This window comes from Blastococcus sp. CT_GayMR19 (genome assembly GCF_004570385.1).
Taxonomy (GTDB): Bacteria; Actinomycetota; Actinomycetes; order Mycobacteriales; family Geodermatophilaceae; genus Blastococcus_B.
On sequence record NZ_SPQL01000003.1, the window covers coordinates 298,300 to 321,839 of the forward strand.

The window sequence follows — 23,540 nt, forward strand, 5'->3', positions numbered from 1 at the left end:
TCGAACATGTGTTCGGATTGCCGCATGCGATGGGAGGCGCAACGTCTGGATCTGGAGGATCCGTCGGCGCTGCCCGGGATGCCGAGCATCCGCGGACTGCTCCGCAGCATCCAGGTGCCCGAGTTCCCCGGACTGACCTTCCACGAGGTGCGGTCCCGAAGTGCGCTGAACCACGTGCCCGGCGAATCGGCGATGCCTTTTCCGTGGACCATCAACCCATATCGAGGCTGCAGTCATTCGTGTGTGTACTGCTTCGCTCGCCGCACTCATGAATGGCTCGAGTTCGATTCAGGTCGCGACTTCGACTCGCAGATCGTCGTCAAGACGAACCTGGTCGACGTGCTCCAGAGGGAACTGGCCCGGCCCTCGTGGAAGCGCGAGCACGTCGCCCTGGGCACGAACACCGACCCGTACCAGCGGGCCGAGGGCCGCTACAAGCTGATGCCCGGTGTGATCCGGGCGCTGGCCGACTCCGGCACACCGTTCTCGATCCTCACCAAGGGCACGCTGCTGCGCCGCGACATCCCGCTGCTCGTCGAGGCGGCACGGCAGGTTCCGGTCGGCCTGGGGGTCTCGATGGCGATCTGGGACGACGCCCTGCATTCCGCCCTCGAGCCGGGTGTTCCGACGCCCCGGGCCCGGTTGGACCTCGTCCGGGCGATCACGGACGCCGGGCTCCCGTGCGGCGTGTTCCTCGCACCCGTGCTCCCCGGACTGACCGATGCGACGGCGCACCTGGACGCCGCTCTCGGAGCGATCGCCGCGGCCGGCGCCACTGGCGTGACGGTCATCCCGCTCCACCTGCGTCCCGGAGCCCGCGAGTGGTTCATGGCGTGGCTGCGCGATGCCCATCCCGAGCTGGTGCCGCGCTACGAGCAGCTCTACGCCCGGCGGGCCTACGTGCCGGCCGAGTACCGCACCTGGCTGCAGCAGCGGGTCGCGCCGCTGCTCCGCACGCACGGCCTTGACCGGCAGTCCGGTGGCTCCGCCCGAGGAGCGACGGACGCGATCGCCACGGGCGTGCCCGGCGACGAGGAGGTCGGCTTCCCCGCCGGCAGCCTGCCGATCGGCGGCATGGCCGGCGTGCGACCCAGGGCAGAACAGGTGTCGGTCCGCGGCGCGGCGCCTGTCGACCCCTGGGAGCAGCTGTCCCTGCTCTGACCCCTGACGGCGACGGTGAGATGCGGGCCATCGCCCGATGCGCGTCCACCGGCACGCGGCACTGCTCCGGCATCATGGCTCGTGTGGTGAGGATGGACGAGCCCCGGCCGTCCCGCGGCGCATGGTCCGGGTGACGCCGGCGCGAGGCGGCCCACCGTGACGCCTGAGGAGAAGGCGGCGACGGGCGAGAACGGCAGCACCCACGTCCCCGTGACCTACGAACGCTGCGAGCACATCGAAGGGCCCTTCTTCCACGGGACGAAGGCCCCGCTCGAGGCCGGCGACGAGCTGGTTCCGGGCTACGGCTCCAACTTCCAGGACGGCCGGGTGTCGAACCACATCTACTTCACCGCGCTCGTGGACACGGCCGTCTGGGGAGCGGAGCTGGCGACGGCGCTGGCCGGGAGCGGCGAACGGGGACGCATCTATGTCGTGGAGCCCCTGGGCCCCTTCGAGGACGACCCGAACGTGACCGACAAGAGATTCCCCGGCAACCCCACGCAGTCCTACCGCACCCGCTCTCCGCTGCGCGTCGTCGGCGAGGTGGACGGCTGGGAGGGTCACGACCCGGAGGTGCTGAAGGGGATGCTGGACCACCTGGCGCTGCTGCGGGAGCAGGGACTGGACGTCATCGAGGACTAGGAAAGGTCCTCGCTGCCGCGGATGACACGGCTCTGCTGTGCCGCCACGGCAAACAGCTCTGCGGCGCGCCGGCCGGCCCCCTCACACCGTCACCGTCCGGGGAGCTTCTCAGCGCACCAGCCGTGACGAACGGTGCACGGCCCGGGCCGCCCGCACCACCCCCCGGGACGAGACCGGCGGAGCGCCGGCGGCGAGCGCGAGCCGGCGGTAGGAGTCGTAGGAGAGGTCCCGGTAGGCCAGGGCCAGCTCTTCGACCTGCTCCCGGCGGGACGGCGTTCCCGTCGCCCGCAGGTGCTGCGCGGTGCGGACGGCGTGCTTGGTGAAGGTCACCTGCAGCGCCTGGTTCGACAGCCGCCCGCCGATCCGCGAGTCCAGTCCCGGCCCCCGGCGGAGCGCCGGCAGCACCCAGGGGCTGTCGGCCAGCGCCGGGAAGCGCGCCCGGACCGCCTCCCAGGCATGCCAGGCCGTCAGCGCCCCGGGCACCGCCCATACGCCGTCGTCGGTGGAGATCAGCAGCCGCCGCGCGGTGGCGTGGACCTGATCGCGGCGCAGCGAGCGGAACTGCGCCACCGGCGCCGGCCACCCCAGCGCGATCGCGCACCAGGCCACGGCCCGCAGATGCTCCGGATCGTCGGTGCGCACCCGGGTCAGCTCCCGGAGATCGAGCTCCGGCGGATCGGGTTCCGGCGTGCGAACCGACGGCAGGGCGATCCCGCCGTAGCGGGCGACCTTCGTGTACAGCGCCACGGTCGCCGGTTTCCAGCCGCGGGCCGCCGCGAGCGGGTCCAGGCCCGTCTCGGCGAGCGATTCCGGACCGAGCCCCAGCTCGAGGGCGGCCTCGGCGAGCCGCCGCCACTGCGGTGCGTACCCCTCCGGCGCATCCAGCCGGCGCCAGGCGCGCGCCGCGGGAGGGGAGGGCATCTCGGGCAGCGGCTGCTGCCACCCACCTCGCATAACGGAATACTACCGTTATCCCTAACAAATTCGCGCCCTCGACTTGTGGTCACCTGCCGAACCAGGGGACCGGCGCCCTCCGGGCGCCGCAGCGCCAATCGCGGGATGCGAGGCCGGCGTCGGGAGGTGACCAGGGGGAGCGGGACCGGAGGTCCCGTAGAAGAAGGCCGGAGGGCTGTTGGGGATAACGGCAGAACCATTCAGGATCCCTCGTCCGGGGTGATCCGGGGGATCCGTCCTGCGTCCACGCCGTCCTCTGGGAACGATGGGCGGGTGCGGACCGTAGGTGTCGAGGAAGAGCTGCTGGTCGTCGACCCCTCGGGCCGGCCGGTCCCGCTCGGGCCCGACGCCCTGGAGGTCGCCGCCCGGCGTGGGGAGGGCGAGAACGTCGAGCAGCACGACCGTGCCGAGCGGGAGGACGAACCGGCGAACGAGTCCACCGCCGCCCACCTCGTGCCGGAACTCAAGGCGCAGCAGCTCGAGCTCGGCACCGACGTCTGCCGCTCCCTCGCCGAGGTCGACGCCGAGCTGCGCCACTGGCGGCGCCGCGCCGACTCCGCGGCCCGGGCCGTCGGGGCCCGCGTCGCCGCCCTCGCCACCTCGCCGCTGCCCGTGGAACCCGTCCCGACGGAGGGCGAGCGGTACGCCCGCATGCTCGACGTCTTCGGCGCCACGGCCCGCGAGATGCTCATCTGCGGCTGCCATGTGCACGTCTCCGTCGCCGACGACGAGGAGGGCGTCGCCGTCCTCAACCGGATCAGGGGCTGGCTCCCCGTCCTGACCGCGATGACCGCCAACTCGCCCTTCTGGCAGGGCGCGGACACCGGCTACGCCAGTTACCGCTCGCAGGCCTGGCGTCGGTGGCCCTCCGCCGGGCCCATCGACGTGGTCGCGGACGCGGCCGCCTACCACCGGCTCGTCGACGACGTCCTCGCCACCGACACGGTCCTCGACACCGGAATGGTCTATTTCGACGCCCGGCTCTCGGAGAAGTGGCCCACCGTCGAGGTGCGCACCGCCGACGTCGTCCTGCACGTCGAGGACGCCGTCACCCTCGCCGGCCTGGTCCGCGCGCTCGTGGAGACCGCCGCCCGCGACGCCGAGGCGGGAACACCGCCGCCCGGGATGAGCACGGAGGTCCTCCGCCTCGCCGGCTGGCGGGCCGCGCGCTCCGGGCTCACCGGCGACCTGATCCACCCGCTCACCGGACGGCCCGCCCCGGCGCGGAGCGTCCTGGCCGCGCTGCTCGACCACGTCCGGCCGGCGCTCGCCGATGCGGGCGACGCGCAGCGCGTGGCCGAGGGACTGGCCACCCTGGTCGGCCGGGGCACCGGGTCCGAGCTCCAGCGCCGGGTGCACCGGGAGACCGGCGACCTGGCCGCCGTGGTGCGCGCGGCGGTCGCCCTCACGGCGGGGGAGACCCCGGCGGCCTCCCGGGCCACCGGTTAGGGTCCGGCTCATGTACACGGCGAGCTGGGGCGAAGTCGTCCGCCGCGACCTGTTCGGCGCCTCGCCGGACCCGCGGGACCGGCCGTACCGGTTCATCATCCGGCTCTGCCTGGTCGTCTACCGGCTGTTCGCCTTCCGCTTCGACGTCCGCGGCGCTGAGCACGTGCCCCCCACGGGCGGGGCCATCATCAGCAGCAACCACGTCAGCTTCTTCGACTTCACGTTCCTCGGCCTGGGCGCGCTGCCGCAGCACCGGCTGGTCCGGTTCATGGCCAAGGCGGCCGTCTTCGACCACTGGCTGGCCGGCCCGGCCATGCGCGCGATGAAGCACATCCCGGTCGACCGGAAGGCCGGCACCGCGGCGTTCGAGTCCGCCGTCCGCGCGCTCAAGGACGGCGAGGTGGTCGGGATCTTCCCCGAGGCCACCATCAGCACGAGCTTCACCGTCAAGGACATCAAGGCCGGCGTGGCCCGCATGGCCGTCGAGTCAGGGGTGCCGATCATCCCCGCCGCGGTGTGGGGCGGACAGCGGATCGCCACCAAGGGACACAAGGTCGTGTTCCGCCGCGGCGTGCCGGTCACCGTGATCCTCGGCGAGCCGATCGTGGCGGAGCCGGGGGAGAAGGTGCAGCCGCTGCTCCGGCGCACCAGGGCCGCGATGGAGGCGCTGCTGGACGAGGCCCAGCGCAGCTACCCCGACGTCCCCGCCGGCCCCGACGACCGCTGGTGGCTGCCGGTGCATCTCGGTGGCACCGCCCCGACCCCGGAGGAGGCCGCGGTGAAGGACAAGCTGCGCGCCGCCGGCCGCGAGCCGAAGGCCGCGAAGCGCACGCTCGTCGCCCGGCTGAAGGCGGTCGCGGCGCGCAGGCGCTGATCGTCAGGCCGGCCCGGCGACCGCCCGGACGACGGCCCGCGTACCCGCGGCGCCCTCGGGCGCCGGCACCAGCGGATAGACGTGCACCGCGCCCTCGACAGCGGTCAGGTCGACCCGCACACCGTCGGCGGACGCCGCCTTGGCGAAGTCCACCGCGTCCGGGTAACCGATCTCGCGGGTGCCGACGAGCACCGAGGTCGGCGGGAGGCCCTCCATCGGCCCGTTGCCGGGGCTGAGCCGCGCGGTCCGGGGATCGTCCCCACCCGCCCAGGCCCGGCCGGCCTCCACCAGGCCGGGGCGGGCCAGCCACGGGTCGCGGCGCTCGTACTCCGGGAGCTGTGGATGGCCGAGCGTCAGGTCCAGCCAGGGCGACAGCAGCACGAGCCGATCGGGCACGGTCCCGCCCTCGGCGACCAGCTCCTGGGCCAGCCCCAGCGCCAGGCCGCCGCCGGCCGAGTCACCGGCCAGGACGAGCCCGCCCGGAGGCGGCTCCCGCGCCAGCTCCTGCCAGACGGCGGCGACGAACGGATAGGCCTCCCGGTACGTGTGCTGCGGGGCCAGCCCGTACAGCGGCACCTCGACCCGCACCCCGGCGTCCGCCAGCCGCCCGATCAGCGCCCAGTGCTGCGGCGCGATGCCGGCGATGTACGCCCCGCCGTGCAGGTAGACGGCGGCGGCAACGGGCTCCGTCCGCGGCCGCACCGTCCAGCAGGGGAAGCCCACGACCGTGCGCACGGAGACGTCGTGGCGGCGGATCAGGCCGCGGGGGGGCGGTGTCTCCCGCTTCGGGGCGTCGATCTTCCGCCGGGCGTGCTCCGCGGTCGTCCACGTACGCCGACGGGTCGCGCGCAGGACCAGCGCCACCGCGCGCATCTGCCAGCTCGCCACGCTTCTCCCCGTCGTCCGCATCGCCGGCCGTCATTCGACCACGACGGCTGGCATGCCCGACGACGGTCAGTTCAGCTGGTCGGCGACCGAGGCGGCCCGGGAGCGGGCGGCCCGCACCTCGGCGGCTGCGATCCACCCACCCGCCCGGCGCTGCCGCTCGGCCCACCACTGCCGCCCGCTGTCGGGCAGCGTCGCGATCGGGTCGTAGTAGGTGTACCGCCGGTCCAGCGCCGCCTCGTCGGAGCGCTCGATGCCGGTGCGGTAGTTCTTCGTCCAGTAGCTGATGCCGCGCTCGCGGTCGTACTCCGCGACCTGGTGCACCCAGCGCTTGCCGACGTAGGGCACGTCACAGACGATCCGCGGCGTCGCGAAGCCGGGCAGGTACCCCATGATGTCGTGCTGCAGCGTCTGCGCCAGGGCGAGGGAGACCCGCCAGTGCTCGGCGCTGGGGATCATGTCGCACATGTAGAAGTAGTAGGGCGTGATGCCGGCGCCGTCGAGCAGGGCGAAGCACAGGTCGAGCAGCCGGGTCGCGGAGTCGTTCACGCCGCGCAGCAGCACGCCCTGGTTGCGGACGTCGCGGACGCCGGCCGCCAGCATCGCCTGGGCGGCCTCGGCGACCAGCGGCGTCACCGACTGGGCGGCGTTCACGTGCGTGTGGACGGCGAGGGAGACGCCGCGGGCCCGCGCCGTCGTCGCCAGCCGGGTCATGCCCTCGACGACGTCGTCCTGCAGCCAGTGCTGGGGGAGACCCATGAGCGCCTTCGACGCGAGCCGGATGTCGCGGACCGACTCGATCTCCAGCAGCCCGGCGACGAACGCCTCGAGGTTCCTGAACGGCAGGTTGGCCACGTCCCCGCCCGAGACGACGACGTCGCGGACGCCAGGGGTGGCGCGCAGGTACTCGAGCATCGCGGTCTGCCGGTCGACCGGTTTGAGCTCGAACCTCAGCTTGGGGACGGCGGGCGTCGAGTTGCCCACCAGGTCCATGCGGGTGCAGTGGCCGCAGTACTGCGGACAGGTCGAGAGCAGCTCGGCCAGCACCTTGGTGGGGTAGCGGTGGGTCAGGCCCTCGACCGCCCACATCTCGTGCTCGTGCAGCGAGTCACGGGCGGCGTACGGGTGACTCGCCGCGGCGCCGTCGAGCCGGTCGGAGGCGACGGGCAGCATGTACCGCCGGACCGGGTCCGCCAGCATGGCCGCCGTCGTGGGCACGTGCCCGGGAACCATCGTGTTGAGCATCTGCGGGGGCAGGAGCAGCGACATGGTGGCGGGGCCGGCCTGATCGGCCTCGAGGTCGGCGTAGAACGATTCGTCGAGGAGGTCGCCGTACACGCCCCGGAGCTGACGGAGGTTCTTCACGCAGTGGGCGCGCTGCCACTGGGCGCTGCGCCACTGCTCGGCGGTCACCTCCGCGAAGCCGGGCAGCCGCGTCCAGTCGGGCTCGACGAGTTCGTGCGCCGAATACTCGTAGGGCTGTTCGAGCACGCTGTCCCCTCCTCGGCGCATCGACGTGGTTCCGCAACACGGGTGAGCGTACGGGAGAATTTTCGGCCTAGACCCTATGAGGCACTAGGTTCTTCTGCGTCGGACGGATGAGACGGGAGAGACACGTGCGTCGATCGGCAGCACGGGCCCTCGGGGTGCACCGGGTGCTGGAGCCGGTCGGTGTGCTGCCGCAGGCGGCGCAGCGGCTGGACGCCGACCCGGCCATCGGGCCCGACGAGGTGCGCGTCTCGGTACAGCGACTGAACCTCGACGCCGCCTCGTTCCGCCAGCTCTCCGAGGCCTGCCGCGGCGACGGCGAGGCGGTCCGGGCGGCCGTCCTGGAGATCGTCCGTGCCCGCGGCAAGATGCAGAACCCGGTCACCGGGTCGGGCGGCATGCTCATCGGCGTCGTCGACGCCGTCGGCCCGGAGTCGCCGCTCGGACTCGCCGTCGGCCAGCGGGTCGCCACCCTCGTCTCCCTGACGCTCACGCCGCTGGCGATCACCGACGACCTGTCCGGATGGGACGGGCGCTCGGAACAGGTCCCGGCCGCCGGCACCGCCATCCTCTTCGCCCGCTCGATCGCCGCCGCGCTGCCCGACGACCTGCCCGACGCGGTGTCCCTGGCCGTCCTCGACGTCTGCGGCGCGCCCGCCGCGACCGCCCGCGTCGTGGCGCGGACCGGAGCGCGCTCGGTCACCGTCCTCGGCGCCGCCGGCAAGTCCGGCTGCCTGAGCCTCGCCGCCGCCCGCGCGGCGGGGGCCACCGAGCTCACCGGGCTGGTGCGGCACGAGGCCGAGGCCGCGGCGTTGCGTGCCGCCGGACTGGCCGACCGCGTCGTGGTCGCCGACGCCACCGACCCGCTGTCCGTCGCGGCCGCGGTGCGGAACCCCGCCGACGTCACCGTCGTCTGCGTCAACGTCCCGGGCGCCGAGCACGGCGCGATCCTCGCGACGGCCGACGGCGGCACCGTGGTCTTCTTCTCCATGGCGACGTCGTTCGCGGCGGCGGCCCTGGGCGCGGAGGGGATGGCGGCGGACGTGACCATGCTCGTCGGCAACGGCTACACGCCCGGCCACGCCGCGCTGGCCCTCGACCTGTACCGCGCGACCCCGGGCGTGCGGGCCCTTCTCGATCCGCGGGTGACCGGATGCTGATCACCGACGTCACGATCGAGGACCGGCCCGGCCGCGCGGTGCACGTCGTCGACGGCCGTATCGCCTGGCTCGGCCCGGCCGGCAGCGCGCCGGCCGCCGACCGCGTGATCGCGGGGGAGGGAGCCCTGCTCACCCCCGCCTTCGTCGACGCCCACGTCCACGCCACCGCGACCGGCCTGGCTCTCAGCGGTCTCGACCTCCACTCGAGCTCGAGCCTTGCCGCCGCGCTCCGGCAGATCGTCGACCATGCTGCGGCGGCACCCGCCGGCATCGTGCTCGGCACCGGCTGGGACGAGACGGGCTGGCCGGAGGGACGGGGGCTCACCCGGGCCGATCTCGACGCCGCGGTCGGCGGCCGGCCGGTCTACGTGGCCCGGGTCGACGTCCATTCGGCGACGGTCTCCACGGGGCTGCTCGACCTCGTGCCGGGCATCGCGGAGCTGCCCGGCTACTCACCGGACGGCCGGCTCCGCCTCGACGCGCACCACGCCGCGCGCCGGGCCGCCTACGGTGCGGTCGGTCCGGAACAGCGCCGGGCCGCGCAGCGGGCGACGCTGGCCGCGGCGGCCGCCCTGGGTATCGGCAGCCTGCACGAGATGGCCGGGCCCGAGGTGTCCGGCGCCGACGACCTCGCCGCCCTGCTCGCGCTGGCCGCGGAGCCCGCCCCGCAGGTGCTCGGTTACTGGGGCGAGCTGGCCGAGCGCGGTGGGCTGGACGTCGTCCACGAGCTGGGCCTGGCCGGCGCCGGGGGAGACCTGTTCTGCGACGGGGCGTTCGGCTCGCACACCGCGGCGCTGAGCGAGCCGTACACCGACCGGCCGGAGACCGCGGGCGCGCTGCGGTTCGAGACCGCCTCGCTCGTCCACCACGTGCGCGCCTGCACGGAGGCACGGATCCAGGCCGGGTTCCACTGCATCGGGGACGCCGCGGTGCGCCAGGTGCTCGACGCCGTCGGCACGGTCGTCGGCGAGCTCGGGCCGGCGGCCGTCCGGGCCTGCCGGCACCGGCTGGAGCACGTGGAGATGATCGGCGGCGCCGACATCGCCCGGATGTCGGACTGGGGGATGGTGGCGAGCATCCAGCCCGCCTTCGACGCCGCCTGGGGTGGCACGGCCGGCATGTACGCCGAGCGCCTGGGCGCCCGCGCGGTGGCCTGCAACCCCTTCGCCGACCTCGCCGACGCGGGCGTGGCCCTGGCGCTCGGCAGCGACGCGCCGGTCACCCCGCTCGACCCGTGGGGCGGGGTGCACGCCGCCGTCGACCACCGCACCGACGGCGCCGGCCTCCGCCCGTTCGACGCGTTCGACGCCGCCACCCACGGCGGCCGGTACGCCGCCCGCTCCGAGCACCCGGAGGGTCCACTCGCCGTCGGGGCGCCCGCCTCCCTCGCCCTCTGGGAGACGGCACAGACCCTGTCCGCCGTCCTCGGCGACCGGGCGAGGCCGGCCTGCCGCCTGCTGCTCGTGAGCGGCGAACCGCTCGGAGCCCTCCCATGACCCGCCCACTCCAGCTTTCGGTACCGAAAGCTGCGGAGCGCGCCCCCGCTCTCGGTACCGAAAGCGGAGGAAGGGGGACGGCCCGATGACCCGGCTCGACCTCGACCCCGTCCTGGTGGCGCGGGCGCGGGAGCTCGCCGCCCTCGCCGCGCAGCCGGTGATCGACCTGGCGCACCGGCACACGACCGTGTCCGTCGAGCGGGCGGTGCTGCGGCTGGCCGGGCTCACCGGCACCGACCCGGTGACGGGGGAGGGGAGGACGGAGGACCGCGTGCCCTGGGTGAACCGGGTCGTGGACGCCGTGCGCGACCAGGTCGGGCTCGAGCACGGCGTCGCGCTGCCCGTCTGGCACGCGCTCACCTCCGGGACGGCGCCGGACCTGCAGACACTCGCCGAGCAGGTCGGCGCGGGGACCGCGAGGTTCGAGCTGCCCGACGGCGCGGCAGTCGAGCGCGCGCGGGAGGCGGCGCAGGCCGCCGCGGCAGAAGGGATCGCGCGGATCGACGGCAACCGCCGGCGCCGCGAGGAGCTGGTCGCGACGCACGGCGATCCGCCCCGCCGTCCCTGGATCTACCTGATCGTGGCCACCGGCGACATCCACGAGGACATCCCGCAGGCCCAGGCCGCGGCCCGCGCCGGGGCCGATGTCATCGCCGTCATCCGCTCGACCGGGCAGTCGCTGCTCGACTACGTGCCCGAGGGCGCCACCCGCACCGGCTACGCGGGCACGTACGCCACCCAGGAGAACTTCCGGCTCATGCGGGCCGCCCTGGACGACGTCAGCGCGGAGCTCGGCCGCTACGTGCGCCTCACGAACTACGCGAGCGGCCTGTGCATGCCGGAGATCGCCGTCCTGGCCGGTCTCGAGCGGCTGGACATGATGCTCAACGACGCGATGTACGGGATCCTCTTCCGCGACATCAACCCGCGACGCACCTTCGTCGACCAGCGGTTCAGCCGGATGGTGCACGCCCGCGCCGGGATCATCATCAACACCGGCGAGGACAACTACCTCACCACCGCCGACGCCGTCGACGAGGCGCACACCGTCACGGTCAGCCAGCTGCTCAACGAGACGCTGGCCAAGGAGGCCGGCCTCGAGGACTGGCAGCTCGGCCTCGGGCACGCCTTCGAGATCCAGCCGGAGCGCGAGGAGTCCTTCCGCCTCGAGCTCGCCCACGCCCTGCTGGCGAGGAGCCTGTTCCCGGACGCGCCGCTGAAGTGGATGCCGCCGACCAAGCACATGACCGGCGACGTCTTCCGCGGCTACCTGCTCGACGGGTTCTTCAACCTGGCCGGGGCGCTCACCGGCCAGGGCATCCTGCTCGTCGGCATGATGACCGAGGCCGTCGTCACCCCGTGGCTGTCCGACCGGGACCTCGCGCTGCGCAACGTGGAGTACGTGCTGAACGCCGCCGGCAACCTGGCCGAGGACTTCCATCCGCCGAAGGGCGGGTTCATCGACCGCCGGGCGCACACCGTGCTGCGCGAGTCGGTCGACCTGCTGGAGCGGATCGCCGACCGCCGCCGCGGACTGATGGACGCGATCGCCGACGGCACCTTCGGCATCACCAAGCGGCCGATCGACGGCGGCAAGGGTCTGGACGGCGTCGTCGAGCTCGCCGCCGGCGCCTACAACCCGGCCCTGGAGCTGCTGCAGAAGGAGGCCTCCCATGCCTGACGGCAGCATCGTGCGGCCCTACGGCGACACGACCGGCGACGGGATGGTGCAGACGTCGTTCACCCTGCCCGTGCCCGCCGGCCCGAAGGCCGAGGGTGCCGCGCTGCAGCTGGCGAACAAGATGGGCATCGAGCCGGCGATGGTGGTGCACAGCCACGCCATCGACAGCGGCTACACGTTCTTCGTCGTCTACGGCAGCGTGCGGCACCTCGTCGACCTCGACGCCGTCGTGGTGGAGGAGCGGGCCTACCCGCTGTTGTCGTCCTCGGAGATCAACGGCGCCATCCGCACGGGGCTGAACCGGAAGCTGGTCGTGCTCGGCGCGTGCATCGGCACCGACGCCCACACGGTCGGCATCGACGCGATCCTCAACGTCAAGGGCTTCGCGGGGGAGAAGGGCCTGGAGTACCTGCGGGAGATGGCCGTGACGAATCTCGGGGCGCAGGTGACGGTGCCCGAGCTGGTCACCAGGGCCCGTGCCGCCCGGGCCGACGCCGTCCTCGTGTCCCAGGTGGTCACCCAGAAGGACGCCCACCTCCGCAACACCCGGGAGCTCGCCGCCGCCTTCCGCGAGGCGATGGGGGAGTCCCGCCCGCTGCTCGTCGTCGGCGGCCCGCGCTTCGACCCGGCGATGGCCGCCGACCTCGGCGTCGACAAGGTCTTCGGCCGGGGGACGACGCCCGGCGAGGTCGCCAGCTACCTGATCCACGCACTCGTCGAGGAGCCCGCATGAACGACCCCCGGCTCGGCCTGACCGTCACCCACCGCCGCTACGTGCCCCACGCGCACGCCCACTACGGCGGGTCGCTGGTGGACGGCGCGTACACCCTGGGCATGTTCGGGGACGTCGCCACCGAGGCCGCGATCCGGATGGACGGCGACGAGGGACTGCTGGCCGGCTACTCGGCGGTCCGCTTCCTCGGGCCGGTGCGCGCCGGCGACGTCCTGGAGGCGACCGTCGAGGTCACGCGCGTCGGCCGCCGCAGCCGGGAGCTGCGGTGCACGGCGCAGGTCGTGGCCCGGGCCGAGCCCGAGCGCGGCGCGTCGGCGGCCCGGATGCTCGACACCCCCGAGATCGTCGTCGAGGCCACCGCGACCCTCGTCGTCCCAGCCGCCTGACCCGGACCGGCCGCTCAGCAGGTGCGGCGGAAGCCTCCGCACGGGCACTGGGTGCAGGCGTCCCCTGGCCCGGTCTGCTCGGGGCGATCACATCGTGCCGGCAGCAGCCGCAGGCACTCCGGTCGGGACGCCGGCCCCGCGGGCCTCCAGCACCGCCAGGGCGTCGCCGAACCAGACCACGACGCCTCCGGCGACGACCGCCCACGCGCTCAGCACCCACGCCAACTCGGTCACGGTCACCGCTCCTTCGGTGGTCGGAGCCTGGGGCGGAACCCCGGGCCGCGAGCCCGGGTACGGGGACGCCACCCGTGACGACCCCCTGGCCGGTGCCACATGACGCGGCCGCGACCGGCTCCCCGTGTGGACGCCGTCGGGGAGCGGCCCACGGCCCCGGGAGCGCCCCCGTCATGCCGGCCCACCGGCGGCGTCTCGGAGCCCTCCACTGAGCGCTGCGTAACGATCCGGTCACACTACGGCTCGCGGATCCCGCGGAACCGGCTCCCGGGCGACGCGGTTCCTACAGTCGCTGCAGTTCCATCCGGGAGCACCGAGCGTGCTCCTCCGGATCGCGTCGTGCGGGCCCCCCGGCCAGCACGGGACGCGGCGCCGCGCGCGCCGTCCCCGTGCGCTGCCGGGCCGAGGGAGGCCCCACGCCCGGCCGGAGGACGCGACCGGGCACCCGGCGGAGCGCGCACGTCGTCCGCCCCATCAGACAACGGTCGCGCCGATCGCCCCCAGCGACCGGCCGTCCGGCCCGAAGGTGCGGACCGGCTCGCGCGCGGCCGTCGGCGCTGACCCGGACGAGGACAGCCGCAGCACGTCCGGGCCGGGATCGACGACGCGCCCGCCTGGACGGGCCGGAGTGGGATGCTGGGTCGGGACCGCGGCCATCGGCGCGGCGGTCCGGACCCCGTCCGACCGGCTCGGGGAGGTATCCCGGGCACGCCCGGCGGCAGGTTCCCGGGAGGCGTGGCGTGCCGGCAGGAGCAGCGGGGCCGGCGGTGCGCATCCCCGCTCGACCGGCGGCCGAGGGCACGGCGACCGCACGTCGATGGCCCTGGCGCACCCTGCTGGCGGCCGCCGGCGGACTGGTGCTCGTCCTCGCGTTCCCCGGCTACCACCTGACGGCTCTGGCCGTCCTCGCCCCCGCCGCCCTGGCGCTCGCCATCCGCGGTTCGCGGTTCCGGTCGGGCCTGTGGCTCGGCCTCGTCATGGGCCTCGCCTTCTTCGTGCCCCTGCTCTCCTGGACCGGCATCTACGTCGGGCCCGTTCCCTGGCTGGCACTGGCCGTCTTCGAGGCGCTGCACCTCGCGCTGCTCGGCGGCGCCACCGCCCTGGTCGTCCGCCTCCGGTGGTGGCCGCTGTGGGCCGCGGCGCTCTGGGTCGCCGTCGAGGCGCTGCGCGGGCGGTTCATCCTGGGCGGGTTCCCCTGGGGTCGGCTCGGGTCCAGTCAGACCGACGGACCGCTGCTGTCGCTGGCCGCCTACGGCGGCGTGCCGCTCGTGACCTTCGCCGTCGCCCTGACGGGCACGCTGCTGGCCGCGGCGGCGCTCGCGGTGCATCGGGCGCGCTCGGCCCCCGACGCAGCGGCGCAGGGGGAGTGGCGGACGGTGGCCGGAACCGCGGTCGCCGCGCTCGCCCTCCCGGCGGTGGGTGCGCTGGCCTGGCTGCCGCTGCCCGGCTCGTCGCTGGTCGAGGGCGGGCCCACGACCACCGTGGCCGTCATCCAGGGGAACGTGCCGAGGGCGGGGCTCGACTTCAACGCCCAGCGCCGCGCCGTCCTCGACAACCACGTCCAGCAGACCCTCGACCTCGCCGCCGACGTGGCCGCGGGGGAGGAGGCGCAGCCGGACGTGGTGCTCTGGCCGGAGAACAGCTCCGACATCGACCCCTACCGCAACGAGGACGCCTTCCAGCAGATCGACCGCGCCGCCCGCGCGATCGATGCGCCGATCCTGGTGGGCGCCGTCGTCCAGGGGCCCGGGCGCTTCATCAGCAACACGGCGATCGTGTGGGATCCCGACGACGGCCCCGGGGACACGTACGTCAAGCGGCATCCGGTCCCGTTCGGCGAGTACGTACCCGCCCGCTCGCTCGTCCGGAACATCAGCGCGGACGTCGACCGCGTCACCGACCAGTACGCCGGCGACGAGGTCGGGGTGCTCGACATCGCCGGCGCCCGGATCGGCGATCTCATCTGCTTCGAGGTGGTCTACGACGGCCTGGTGCACGACGTGGTCGACGCCGGCGCCGGGATGCTCGTCGTCCAGACCAACAACGCGACGTTCGGGTACACCGACGAGAGCGAGCAGCAGCTGGCCATGAGCCGGCTGCGGGCGGTCGAGTTCGGCCGCACGGTCGCGGTGGTGGCCACCAGCGGCATCTCCGCGATCGTCGCACCCGACGGGACGGTCGCCCGCTCCTCGTCGCTGTTCACCCCGGCGGTGTTCGTCGAGGAGATCGCCCAGCGCGACACCGTCACGGTGGCCCAGCGGCTCGGCGCCGTCCCGGAGTGGGCCCTGAGCGCTCTGGGGGCGGGCGCCGTGCTGGTCGCCGCGCTGTCCCGGCTGCGGCGGGGGAGGGGGCGATGAGCGACCGCGTCCTGGTCATCGTCCCGACGTTCAACGAGGTCGAGAACCTCGAGCCGATCCTCACGCGGCTGCACGCGAGCGTGCCGGCCGCGCACGCCCTCGTCGTCGACGACGGCTCGCCCGACGGGACCGGGGAGCTGGCCGAGAAGCTCGCGGCGGCGGACGCGCGCGTGCACGTCCTGCGGCGGCCCGGGAAGGGGGGCCTGGGGCCCGCGTACGTGGCGGGGTTCCGCTGGGCCCGGGAGCACGGCTACGACGTCCTCGTCGAGATGGACGCCGACGGCTCGCACGCGCCCGAGCAGCTGCCCCGGCTGCTCGACGGACTGGCGACGGCGGACCTGGTGCTCGGCTCGCGGTACGTCCCCGGCGGCGGGGTGAGCGACTGGCCGGCGCACCGGCTCCTGCTGTCCCGGGTGGGCAACCGGTACACCCGGTGGGCGCTCCGGCTGCCGCTCTCCGACGCGACCGGCGGCTACCGGGCCGCCCGCGGCGAGCTGATCGACCGGCTGCACTTCGACGACGTCGCCAGCGAGGGCTACTGCTTCCAGGTCGACTGGGCCTGGCGGGCGGTCCGTTCCGGTGCCCGCGTGACCGAGGTGCCGATCACTTTCGCCGAGCGGCGGTTCGGGCGGAGCAAGATGAGCGGCTCGATCGTTGGGGAAGCGTTGGTGCGCGTGACCGTGTGGGGTCTGCAGGACCGGTTGGCCGACTGGCTGCCCGGCCGGATCCCGCGGCCCGTACCGGCGCGGACCCGCGACGGCGGGCGGTGAGCGCGGCCCGGTAGGCGGGCCGCCGGTCGCCCGCCCCGATCGGGGCGAGAGAGGCGGGACCTGTGGCACGCGTCGTTGGAGGCCGGTTGCGCCTGTTCGTCGGGCTGGCCGTCCTGGCCGAGCTGGCCGTGTTCCTCGTCGTCGCGGGGTGGATCGGGATCGGCTGGACCCTGCTCGCCACGCTGGCCACCAGCGCCCTCGGCTGGCTGCTCCTGGCCCGACAGGGCACCCGCGCCCTGACCGAGCTGCGGGACCGTGCCCGGTCGCGTCAGGCCGCCGGCCGGGAACTCGGGGACGCCGGCCTGGTGGCGGTCGGTGGGCTGCTGATGGTGCTGCCCGGCTTCCTCGGTGACGTCCTCGGGCTGCTCTGCCTGCTGCCCGGGACCCGGGGCCTCGTGCGTGCCGCGCTGACCCGGTTCGTGATCGGGCGGATCCCGGTGGCGTTGCGCCCGCCGGTGCGCGTCCGCAGCGCCCGGACGGAGCCGCTGGGCGGTCCGGCCGCCGGCGGGAGCACACGGATGACGCCCCTGGTCATCGAGGGCGAGATCGTCCGCGACGTCCCGGAGGACCGCCCCCCGGTGAGTTGATCATCGTCTGCGTGCACGACGACACGCCGGCGGACGGCGCGTCATCGCGCCTCGAGACGATGATCAACCGGAGAGCGGCGTCAGGAGACGCAGAACGGCCCCGGTGGGGATCCACCGGGGCCGTTCTGGAACAGCTGGATCAGCTGGCGCGCGTACGCCGCCCGCGGAGCACCTCGAGGCGCTCGGAGAGGACCTCTTCCAGGTCCTCGACGGAACGACGCTCGAGCAGCATGTCCCAGTGGGTGCGCGGGGGCTTGACCTTCTTGGGGGCCGGCTCCGCGCCGCCCACGAGCTTGGCTGCACCGCCGTCGAACTTGCACTCCCACGTGTCGGGGAGCTCGGCGTCGTCGGCGAAGGGCACCGTGAAGAGGTGGCCCGACGGGCAGCGGTACTCGGCGTACTGCCGCTCGATCGGGGCAGTGTTCCGCTCGGTCTCGTAGCTGACACTGCCCAGTCGGCTGCCGCGCAATGAACGCTCGCCCATGGCACACCGTCCTCTCGTCGTGGTATCGGTCGGGACCCATGTGTCCGGCGACCGTGGGCATACCCACGAACCGGGGAGTCACAGAGATGAACGACAGAAATCCCTCCGAGATTCCGTCGAATCAGTTGTTCATCATCGCATGGAGTGGGTTCCGGGCAGGCCGCGCCCCCCGGAAGGGTGATCAGGGGAGGGCGAGCTGCCCCGGACCGGCGGCGGTGGGGCCGAGTTCGCGCCGGACGTAGTGCCGCCGGCAGAGCACCTGGTAGCGCACGGCGGGGGAGCCGACGGGGTTATCGCCGGGTGGATCGGCCGGTGCGGTGTCGGCCACCACGACCGTCTCCCCGGAGCTGACCATGGCGCCGTCGACGACGCGGGCGTTCAGCAGCCCGGGGAGCCCGCACCAGCAGAGGACCTCCACCTGGACCCGCTGGATGTCGTCGGCGATCTCCAGCAGCCGCTGCGTGCCCGGGAACAGCCGGGTGCGGAAGTCGGTGGTCAGCCCGAACGCGTAGACGTCCACGTGCGACTCGTCGACGAGCTCGGCCAGCTGATCGACCTGGGCCGCGGTGAGGAACTGGGCCTCGTCGACGATCAGGTAGTCGACGCGGGCACCGTCGGCCCAGCGAGTGCGCACGAGGAGCCGCAGATCGGTGCCGGCGTCGATCTCGACGGCGTCGCGGGAGAGCCCCACCCGCGAGCTGATCCGCGGGGCCGCCGAGCGGTCGCCCTGGGTCACCAGCAGGCCGTGCCGGCCCTGGCGGCTCTGGTTGTGGTCGACCTGCAGCGCGAGGGTCGACTTCCCGCAGTCCATCGGCCCGTGGAAGAACGTCAGGTGCGCCGGCGCCGGGTGCCGGCGACGGTCCCCGGAGGCCGGGACGACGGCGGGCCCGGGCCGCGTGAGAGGAGCGGTCTCCAGCGGGGTCACACGCGCTCCGGCGGGGTGTTGCCGGCCTCGACGATGGCCTGGCGCATGTTCAGCCTGGCCAGGAGGAACCCGCCCACGACGAAGAAGAAGACGAGGCTGAAGATCGCGTACCGGTAGGAGTCGGTGAACTGGTAGGTGAGGGCGAAGAGGAACGGGCCGAGCCAGCTGGTGCCGCGGTCGCTGATCTCGTAGAAGCCGAAGTACTCCGCCTCCTTGCCCGGGGGGATCAGCTGGCTGAACAGCGAGCGGGACAGCGCCTGGGTGCCGCCCATGACGAAGCCGATGACCACGGCCAGCGCGTAGAACTGCACCGCGGCGCCGGCCTCGAGGAAGTACGCCGCGACCAGGACCCCGGTCCAGGCCACCAGCGCGCCCAGGACGGTGCGCTTGGCACCGATGACGGCCGCGATCCGGCCGAGCGCCAGCGCCCCGAAGAAGGCGACCACCTGGACCAGCAGGATCGCGGAGACCAGCGTCGTCTGGGAGAGCTCGAGCTGCTCCTTCCCGTACTGCGCCGACACCCCGATGATCGTCTGGACGCCGTCGTTGAACAGCAGGTACGCGCCGAGGAACCACAGCGTCAGCGGATACCGCCGCAGATCGCGCAGGGTGGACCCGAGCTGACGGAAGCCTCCCGACAGCGCTCCGCCGCGGGGGTCGCCCACGACCTCGCGGGGACGGCGGTTGCGCAGCAGGGTCACGCTGACGACGGTGAACCCGGCCCACCAGACGCCGGCCGAGGCCAGGCAGATCCGGACGGCCTCGCCCTCGGTCAGCCCCAGGCTCTCGTACTGGGTGAACAGCCCGAGGCTGACGGCCAGCAGAAGCGCCCCACCGAGGTAGCCGAACGCCCAGCCCCGGCTGGAGACGGCGTCCCGCTCGTCGGGTCCGGCGAGGTCGGGCAGCCACGAGTAGTAGACGACCGTGGCGGCGCCGAAGCAGAGATTGGCCACGATGAACAGGGCCGCGCCCAGCAGGTACCGCTGATCGGCGACGAAGAACATCGCCATCGTGCACAGGGAGCCCAGCGTGGCGAAGGTCGCCAGCATCTGGCGCTTGTGGCCACTGCGGTCCGCGATCGCGCCGGTGAGGGGCAGGACGAGCACCTGCAGCAGCACCGACAGGGACAGGACGTAGCCGAAGAAGCTGCCCGGCGGCACGCTGATGCCCAGCGGGTGGATGCGTCCGTCGGCGTCCGCCGCCGACTCCGCGATCGCCGTCAGGTACGGGGCGAGGAAGACGGTCGTCACCGACGTGTTGAAGACCGACATCGCCCAGTCGTAGGAGTACCACCCGAAGCGCTCCCGCTTGAGGGCGCGGTCGACCGGCGGGACGGCGGGCGGCGATCCGGCCGTGGGCGGGGCAGTGGTCACCGGCGCAGGCTCTCAGCCGCCGGTCCGCCGGTCCAGCACCGACCGGTCCCTGTCACCCGATGTCCACCCGAGCGATGTCTGCTCACGGGAGGTCGTCGGGGACGACGCCCCCGGGGAAGGCGGCGACGGCCGTCGTCGGGCGCGTGGGATCGAGGTAGGCGGGCCGGTCCCGCTCGGCGTCGCGCAGCGGCACCAGACCACGGGTGATGGCCGCCGCGATGCGGTAGCGGGCCCGGTTGGCGTCGCCCACCCGGCCGACTCGCAGGTCGTCCAGGACCACCGGCGGCCCGACGTGCACCCGCAGTGCCGGCCGCCGCACGATCGCCCTGACCAGCGTGCGCACCTTGCCGAGGTCGTTGCGGTACTGGAGCACCTCGTGGGCTCCCCACTGGCTCACCGGGATCACCGGAACGCCCAGGCCGAGGGCCAGCCGGGCCATGCCGGTGCGGCCGCGCTCGGGCCAGCCGTCCGGCGTGAGCCCGATCCGCCCCTCGGGATAGGCGACGACGTGGCCGCCCTGCACCAGGGCCACCTCCGTCACCCGGACGGCGTGCCGGGCGAGCTCGGTGCCGCGCTCGACCCGGATGGCGCCGGTCCGCTCCAGGAGGGGTCCCACGAGCGGCGCGGAGACGATGCCGCCGGTGGCCATGATCCGCGGGATCACCCCGACCCGGTGCAACGCGACCGCGATCACGAACGGATCGAAGTCCCCGATGTGGTTGGCCGCGAGGAGCAGCGGGCCGCGTCGCAGCTCCTCCGGCACCCCGCCGGTGACCTCGACGGAGCCGAAGATGCCGACCAGCCAGGAGAAGCGCCGCAGCAGGAACCGCCAGAACCACCACGGGGGCGCCGCCGCGATCGCCATCTCGCGGGCGAACCAGTCGGGGTCGTGCGGCCGCACCAGGCGGGCGAGATCCTCCGGCAGCGGCGGGGTGCGGGGCCACCGGCCGCCGTCGCTCACCGGGGCGCCCACTCGCCGCGCTTCTCCAGGAGCTCGCGGAGCATGGCCGGCCGGTCGGTCATGATCCCGTCGACGCCGAGGTCGAGCATGGCGGTGCATTCCGCCGGGTCGTCGACGGTCCACACGTGGACCTGCAGGCCGCGTTCGTGGGCAGCGGCGACGAACCGTTCGTCGACCAGCGCCCGCCCGCCGAGCTGCAGCGGCACCTGGGCGCAGCCGGCCTGGATGCGCATCAGGTTCGCGGCCCGCGGGGAGTACGACGACAGCCGCAGCGCGGCCACCCCCCGGGGGCCCAGCGACGTGCAGACGGCCGGCCCGAAGAGGCGACGGGCGGCGGCGATCCGGGCGTCGGAGAACGAACCGACGCAGATGCGGTCGACGACGTCCATCCGGCGCACCAGCCGGACCAGGGAGGACAGGACACCGGCCGCCTTGATGTCGAGGTTGAACCGGACATCGGGCCACGCGCCGAGCAGGTCCTCGAGGCGCAGGATCGGCTCGCGCCCGCCGATGCGTGCCTCCGCGACCTCCGCCCAGCGCAGGTGCTCCACGCGACCGCTGCGGTCGGTCACCCGCGCCAGGGTGGGGTCGTGGAAGGCGACGAGGACGCCGTCGGCGGTCGCCCGCACGTCCGTCTCGAGGTAGCGGTATCCCAGGTCCACGCAGGCCTGGAAGGCCGGCATCGTGTTCTCGAGGTGCTCGATCGCGCCACCGCGGTGGGCCATCGCCAGGGGCGTGGGCGCGTCCAGGAACGCATAACGCGCGGCAGCCACGCCGTCACGCTAGTGGGACCGTCCGGAGCCGGCTGCGACGCCCCGGGCGCCGTCCTCAGGACGCCCTGGTCGCGGCCGCCATCCGGTCGACCATGGTCGTGAGCACGGCTCGGCCGGTGGCGAAGTTGAGCCGCACGTGTCCGGCACCGGGCGCTCCGCACTCCGGCCCGTCGACGAGCGCCACACCCGCCCGGTCGAGGAAGAACTCGCCCGCCGAGCCGGGCAGGCCGAGCCGCCGGCAGTCCAGCCAGGCCAGGTAGGTGCCCTCCGGGAGCCGGTACCGGACCTCCGGCAGCCGCTCGGCGAGCAGGTCCCCGAGCAGCCGCCGGTTGCCGTCGAGGTAGGTCAGGACGCCGTCCAGCCACTCGCTGCCCGCGTCGTAGGCGGCCGTCGCAGCCAGGACGCCGAGCGTCGACGCGCCGTGCCCGTACAGGAACCCGGCCCGGGCCCAGTGCTCGACGTCGGCGGCGTCGGACAGGACGAGCTGTGCCGCCTTGAGGCCCGGCAGGTTCCACGCCTTGGACGCCGAGGTCGCCGTCAGCGCGTGGCGGGCCGTGACGGGGGAGAGGGAGGCGTAGGGCCGGTGCACGGCGCCGGGGTGCACCAACGGGGCGTGGATCTCGTCGGAGAAGACCCGCGCCCCCGCCCGGTCGACCACCGCCGCCAGCTCGAGCTGCTCCTCCGCGGTGAAGACGCGGCCCAGCGGGTTGTGCGGGTTGACGTGGACGACCAGCCCGGCACCGGCGCGCAGCGCGCGGTCGATGCCGTCCAGGTCGTACGTGGCGCGGCCGTCGCGCTCGACCATCGGGACCTCGATCAGGTCCCGTCCCAGCAGGCCGGGCACGGTGCGGAAGGGCATGTACGCCGGGGTGGGGAGGACGACGGGGCTGCCCGGCGGGGTGAAGTGCTCGATGGCCGCCTGCAGGCCGGCGATGACGTCGGGCAGCGGGCTGAGCCATTCCGGAGGCACGTCCCAGCCGTACCGACGGGCGTGCCAGCCGGAGCAGGCGCGCGCCATCTCCTCGGCCGTCCGCGTCGGGAGGTAGCCGAACCGCCCGGCGTCGACCGCGTCGTGCAGCGCCTGCGTCACGGCGGGGGCGGTCCCGAGGTCCATCTCCGCCACCCACGCGCCGATCGCCGTGCCGTACCGCGCCCACTTGAGGCTGCCCCCGGCGCGGAGCCCCTCTTCGGTGAGGCCGTCGAACGCCGGGACGGCGGACGCACCGTCCGCGGACTCGGGTCCGGCCATCCTGGATCCTCCCGCGCGTCGTTCTGGCGTGTTCTGCGGAACCTGTCGGCTCTGACGTCTACCGTGCCGGGCGTGGCACACGACCAGGCGCCGGGATCGACGGACGTTCTCCCTGCGCCGGTCCCCCGCGGGGGGAGTGGCGAATCACGACGGTGCGGCTGGTGCCGGCGCGTCCTGCCGGAGCAGGGGTCGATCGGGCGGCCGCGGCTGTACTGCGGTCAGGCGTGCCGGCAGCGGGCCTACGAGCAGCGCGCGGCGACGACGAAGGCCGGGCTGCCCGGGGACGTCGTGCTGGTGTCCCGTGCCGAGCTCGACAGCCTCCAGGATCGGCTGTACCAGCTGCGGTGCGCGCTGGAGGACGTCCAGACCCTGCTCGGCGAACGCCCGACGAAGGCCGAGCTGGAACGCTCACTGGCCGACCTGCTGCACACCACCGGGAAGCTCGACCGGCTCTGGGTCACCGAACGCGCCGGCTGACGGGCCTGCGCTCAGTCCGGGTCCTGGGAGTCGTCGTTCGAGTCCTCGCCCTCCGGCTCGGGATCGCTGTTGTCCGGCAGGCTCTTCTGACTCTCACTGCTTTCCGGATTGCCGCTGTCGGTCGTGCCGTCGCTCTGATCGTCACCGGCCCCCTGACAGGCGGTCGTCGTGAGGCCGCCCCCGAACAGTGCCAGCGCGGTGAACAAGGCGGCGATCGGACGTCGGATCTGCATACCCCGACCCTACGAAGCACCACGGTCCAGCGCCCGTCGAGCCACCGACATCACCGCCATTGCGTCACAGTGACGCAATGGCCCCGGACTGGCGGGGTGGGGGGAGCGTGGCGGAGCGGGGAGTTCGAGCCCTGAGCGCCGGTCCCGGCGCCTCCGGTGCGCCGAACCGGACGATCGATCAAGATCGAAATGAGCAAGATCAACAGAC

The 23,540-nt window shown here is 73.9% G+C and carries 24 protein-coding genes; 13 read left to right on the plus strand and 11 right to left on the minus strand.

What is annotated here, in order from left to right:
• The first annotated feature begins 24 nt into the window (after positions 1–24).
• Positions 25–1,161: an Rv2578c family radical SAM protein gene (locus E4P39_RS06370; RefSeq protein WP_135135542.1), complete on the plus strand. Its 1,137-nt coding sequence runs from the start codon at positions 25–27 to the stop codon at positions 1,159–1,161.
• Between the two features lie 156 nt (positions 1,162–1,317).
• Complete coding sequence (gene arr / locus E4P39_RS06375; protein WP_135135543.1) at positions 1,318–1,803, plus strand: NAD(+)--rifampin ADP-ribosyltransferase; 486 nt, start codon at positions 1,318–1,320, stop codon at positions 1,801–1,803.
• 108 nt (positions 1,804–1,911) lie between these two features.
• Here the strand turns inward: arr and E4P39_RS06380 are convergent, their stop codons facing one another.
• Positions 1,912–2,757: a hypothetical protein gene (locus E4P39_RS06380; protein WP_135135544.1), complete on the minus strand. Its 846-nt coding sequence runs from the start codon at positions 2,755–2,757 to the stop codon at positions 1,912–1,914.
• A 273-nt stretch (positions 2,758–3,030) separates the two neighbouring features.
• Here E4P39_RS06380 and E4P39_RS06385 point away from each other — a divergent pair, with 273 nt between their 5' ends.
• Positions 3,031–4,206: a glutamate--cysteine ligase gene (locus tag E4P39_RS06385; protein ID WP_135135545.1), complete on the plus strand. Its 1,176-nt coding sequence runs from the start codon at positions 3,031–3,033 to the stop codon at positions 4,204–4,206.
• A 10-nt stretch (positions 4,207–4,216) separates the two neighbouring features.
• Positions 4,217–5,080 (plus strand): lysophospholipid acyltransferase family protein, encoded by an 864-nt coding sequence (locus tag E4P39_RS06390; RefSeq protein WP_135135546.1) that lies wholly within the window; start codon positions 4,217–4,219, stop codon positions 5,078–5,080.
• A 3-nt stretch (positions 5,081–5,083) separates the two neighbouring features.
• On the opposite strand, the gene E4P39_RS06395 is transcribed toward E4P39_RS06390, so the two are convergent.
• On the minus strand, positions 5,084–5,968 hold the full coding sequence (locus E4P39_RS06395; RefSeq protein ID WP_245159671.1) for an alpha/beta hydrolase: 885 nt from the start codon (positions 5,966–5,968) through the stop codon (positions 5,084–5,086).
• A 66-nt stretch (positions 5,969–6,034) separates the two neighbouring features.
• Positions 6,035–7,456 carry a lysine 2,3-aminomutase gene (locus E4P39_RS06400; RefSeq protein ID WP_245159672.1) on the minus strand — a complete coding sequence of 474 codons (1,422 nt, stop codon included), beginning with the start codon at positions 7,454–7,456 and terminating at the stop codon, positions 6,035–6,037.
• A 125-nt stretch (positions 7,457–7,581) separates the two neighbouring features.
• Between E4P39_RS06400 and E4P39_RS06405 the strand changes: the two genes are divergently transcribed.
• The 5 genes from E4P39_RS06405 (at position 7,582) to E4P39_RS06425 (ending at position 12,909) form a co-directional block, all read left to right on the plus strand.
• Positions 7,582–8,613, plus strand: coding sequence for an L-erythro-3,5-diaminohexanoate dehydrogenase (locus E4P39_RS06405; RefSeq protein WP_245159673.1), 1,032 nt, complete (start codon positions 7,582–7,584; stop codon positions 8,611–8,613).
• A complete protein-coding gene (locus tag E4P39_RS06410; RefSeq protein ID WP_135135549.1) occupies positions 8,607–10,109 on the plus strand; it encodes an amidohydrolase family protein in 1,503 nt (500 codons plus the stop codon). Before E4P39_RS06405 ends, E4P39_RS06410 begins: the two co-directional genes overlap by 7 nt.
• Before the next feature lie 85 nt (positions 10,110–10,194).
• The gene (locus tag E4P39_RS06415; RefSeq protein WP_135135550.1) at positions 10,195–11,790 is read left to right on the plus strand and encodes a lysine 5,6-aminomutase subunit alpha; all 1,596 of its coding nucleotides are present in this window, start codon (positions 10,195–10,197) and stop codon (positions 11,788–11,790) included.
• Positions 11,783–12,523 carry an OAM dimerization domain-containing protein gene (locus tag E4P39_RS06420; protein ID WP_135135551.1) on the plus strand — a complete coding sequence of 247 codons (741 nt, stop codon included), beginning with the start codon at positions 11,783–11,785 and terminating at the stop codon, positions 12,521–12,523. Before E4P39_RS06415 ends, E4P39_RS06420 begins: the two co-directional genes overlap by 8 nt.
• Entirely contained in the window at positions 12,520–12,909 is a 390-nt protein-coding gene (locus tag E4P39_RS06425; RefSeq protein ID WP_135135552.1) for a hotdog domain-containing protein, read from the plus strand. The genes E4P39_RS06420 and E4P39_RS06425 overlap by 4 nt, the downstream gene beginning before the upstream one ends.
• A gap of 87 nt (positions 12,910–12,996) precedes the next feature.
• Here E4P39_RS06425 and E4P39_RS22205 read toward each other — a convergent pair whose 3' ends face one another.
• The gene (locus tag E4P39_RS22205; RefSeq protein ID WP_167761650.1) at positions 12,997–13,143 is read right to left on the minus strand and encodes a hypothetical protein; all 147 of its coding nucleotides are present in this window, start codon (positions 13,141–13,143) and stop codon (positions 12,997–12,999) included.
• 740 nt (positions 13,144–13,883) lie between these two features.
• On the opposite strand from E4P39_RS22205, the gene lnt reads away from it, so the two are divergent.
• The 3 genes from lnt to E4P39_RS06440 all read left to right on the plus strand — a co-directional run bounded on the left by lnt (position 13,884) and on the right by E4P39_RS06440 (position 16,857).
• Complete coding sequence (lnt, locus tag E4P39_RS06430; RefSeq protein WP_135135553.1) at positions 13,884–15,500, plus strand: apolipoprotein N-acyltransferase; 1,617 nt, start codon at positions 13,884–13,886, stop codon at positions 15,498–15,500.
• Positions 15,497–16,270, plus strand: a complete 774-nt coding sequence (locus E4P39_RS06435) for a polyprenol monophosphomannose synthase (protein ID WP_135135554.1) — start codon at positions 15,497–15,499, stop codon at positions 16,268–16,270. The genes lnt and E4P39_RS06435 overlap by 4 nt, the downstream gene beginning before the upstream one ends.
• Before the next feature lie 62 nt (positions 16,271–16,332).
• The gene (locus E4P39_RS06440) at positions 16,333–16,857 is read left to right on the plus strand and encodes an FxsA family protein (RefSeq protein ID WP_135135555.1); all 525 of its coding nucleotides are present in this window, start codon (positions 16,333–16,335) and stop codon (positions 16,855–16,857) included.
• Positions 16,858–16,996: 139 nt separating this feature from the next.
• On the opposite strand, the gene E4P39_RS06445 is transcribed toward E4P39_RS06440, so the two are convergent.
• The 6 genes from E4P39_RS06445 to E4P39_RS06470 all read right to left on the minus strand — a co-directional run bounded on the left by E4P39_RS06445 (position 16,997) and on the right by E4P39_RS06470 (position 22,622).
• On the minus strand, positions 16,997–17,341 hold the full coding sequence (locus E4P39_RS06445) for an RNA polymerase-binding protein RbpA (RefSeq protein ID WP_135135556.1): 345 nt from the start codon (positions 17,339–17,341) through the stop codon (positions 16,997–16,999).
• A 181-nt stretch (positions 17,342–17,522) separates the two neighbouring features.
• Positions 17,523–18,266, minus strand: a complete 744-nt coding sequence (locus E4P39_RS06450; protein ID WP_245159674.1) for a thymidine kinase — start codon at positions 18,264–18,266, stop codon at positions 17,523–17,525.
• Positions 18,263–19,639, minus strand: a complete 1,377-nt coding sequence (locus tag E4P39_RS06455) for an MFS transporter (protein ID WP_135135557.1) — start codon at positions 19,637–19,639, stop codon at positions 18,263–18,265. Before E4P39_RS06455 ends, E4P39_RS06450 begins: the two co-directional genes overlap by 4 nt.
• 82 nt (positions 19,640–19,721) lie before the next feature.
• A complete protein-coding gene (locus E4P39_RS06460) occupies positions 19,722–20,612 on the minus strand; it encodes a lysophospholipid acyltransferase family protein (RefSeq protein ID WP_245159675.1) in 891 nt (296 codons plus the stop codon).
• A complete protein-coding gene (locus tag E4P39_RS06465) occupies positions 20,597–21,373 on the minus strand; it encodes a glycerophosphodiester phosphodiesterase (protein ID WP_209306383.1) in 777 nt (258 codons plus the stop codon). Before E4P39_RS06465 ends, E4P39_RS06460 begins: the two co-directional genes overlap by 16 nt.
• A 55-nt stretch (positions 21,374–21,428) precedes the next feature.
• Positions 21,429–22,622: an aminotransferase class I/II-fold pyridoxal phosphate-dependent enzyme gene (locus tag E4P39_RS06470; RefSeq protein ID WP_135135559.1), complete on the minus strand. Its 1,194-nt coding sequence runs from the start codon at positions 22,620–22,622 to the stop codon at positions 21,429–21,431.
• Between the two features lie 72 nt (positions 22,623–22,694).
• On the opposite strand from E4P39_RS06470, the gene E4P39_RS06475 reads away from it, so the two are divergent.
• A complete protein-coding gene (locus E4P39_RS06475; protein WP_245159676.1) occupies positions 22,695–23,099 on the plus strand; it encodes a hypothetical protein in 405 nt (134 codons plus the stop codon).
• Positions 23,100–23,110: 11 nt separating this feature from the next.
• On the opposite strand, the gene E4P39_RS06480 is transcribed toward E4P39_RS06475, so the two are convergent.
• On the minus strand, positions 23,111–23,332 hold the full coding sequence (locus E4P39_RS06480) for a hypothetical protein (protein ID WP_135135560.1): 222 nt from the start codon (positions 23,330–23,332) through the stop codon (positions 23,111–23,113).
• Positions 23,333–23,540 lie beyond the last annotated feature (208 nt).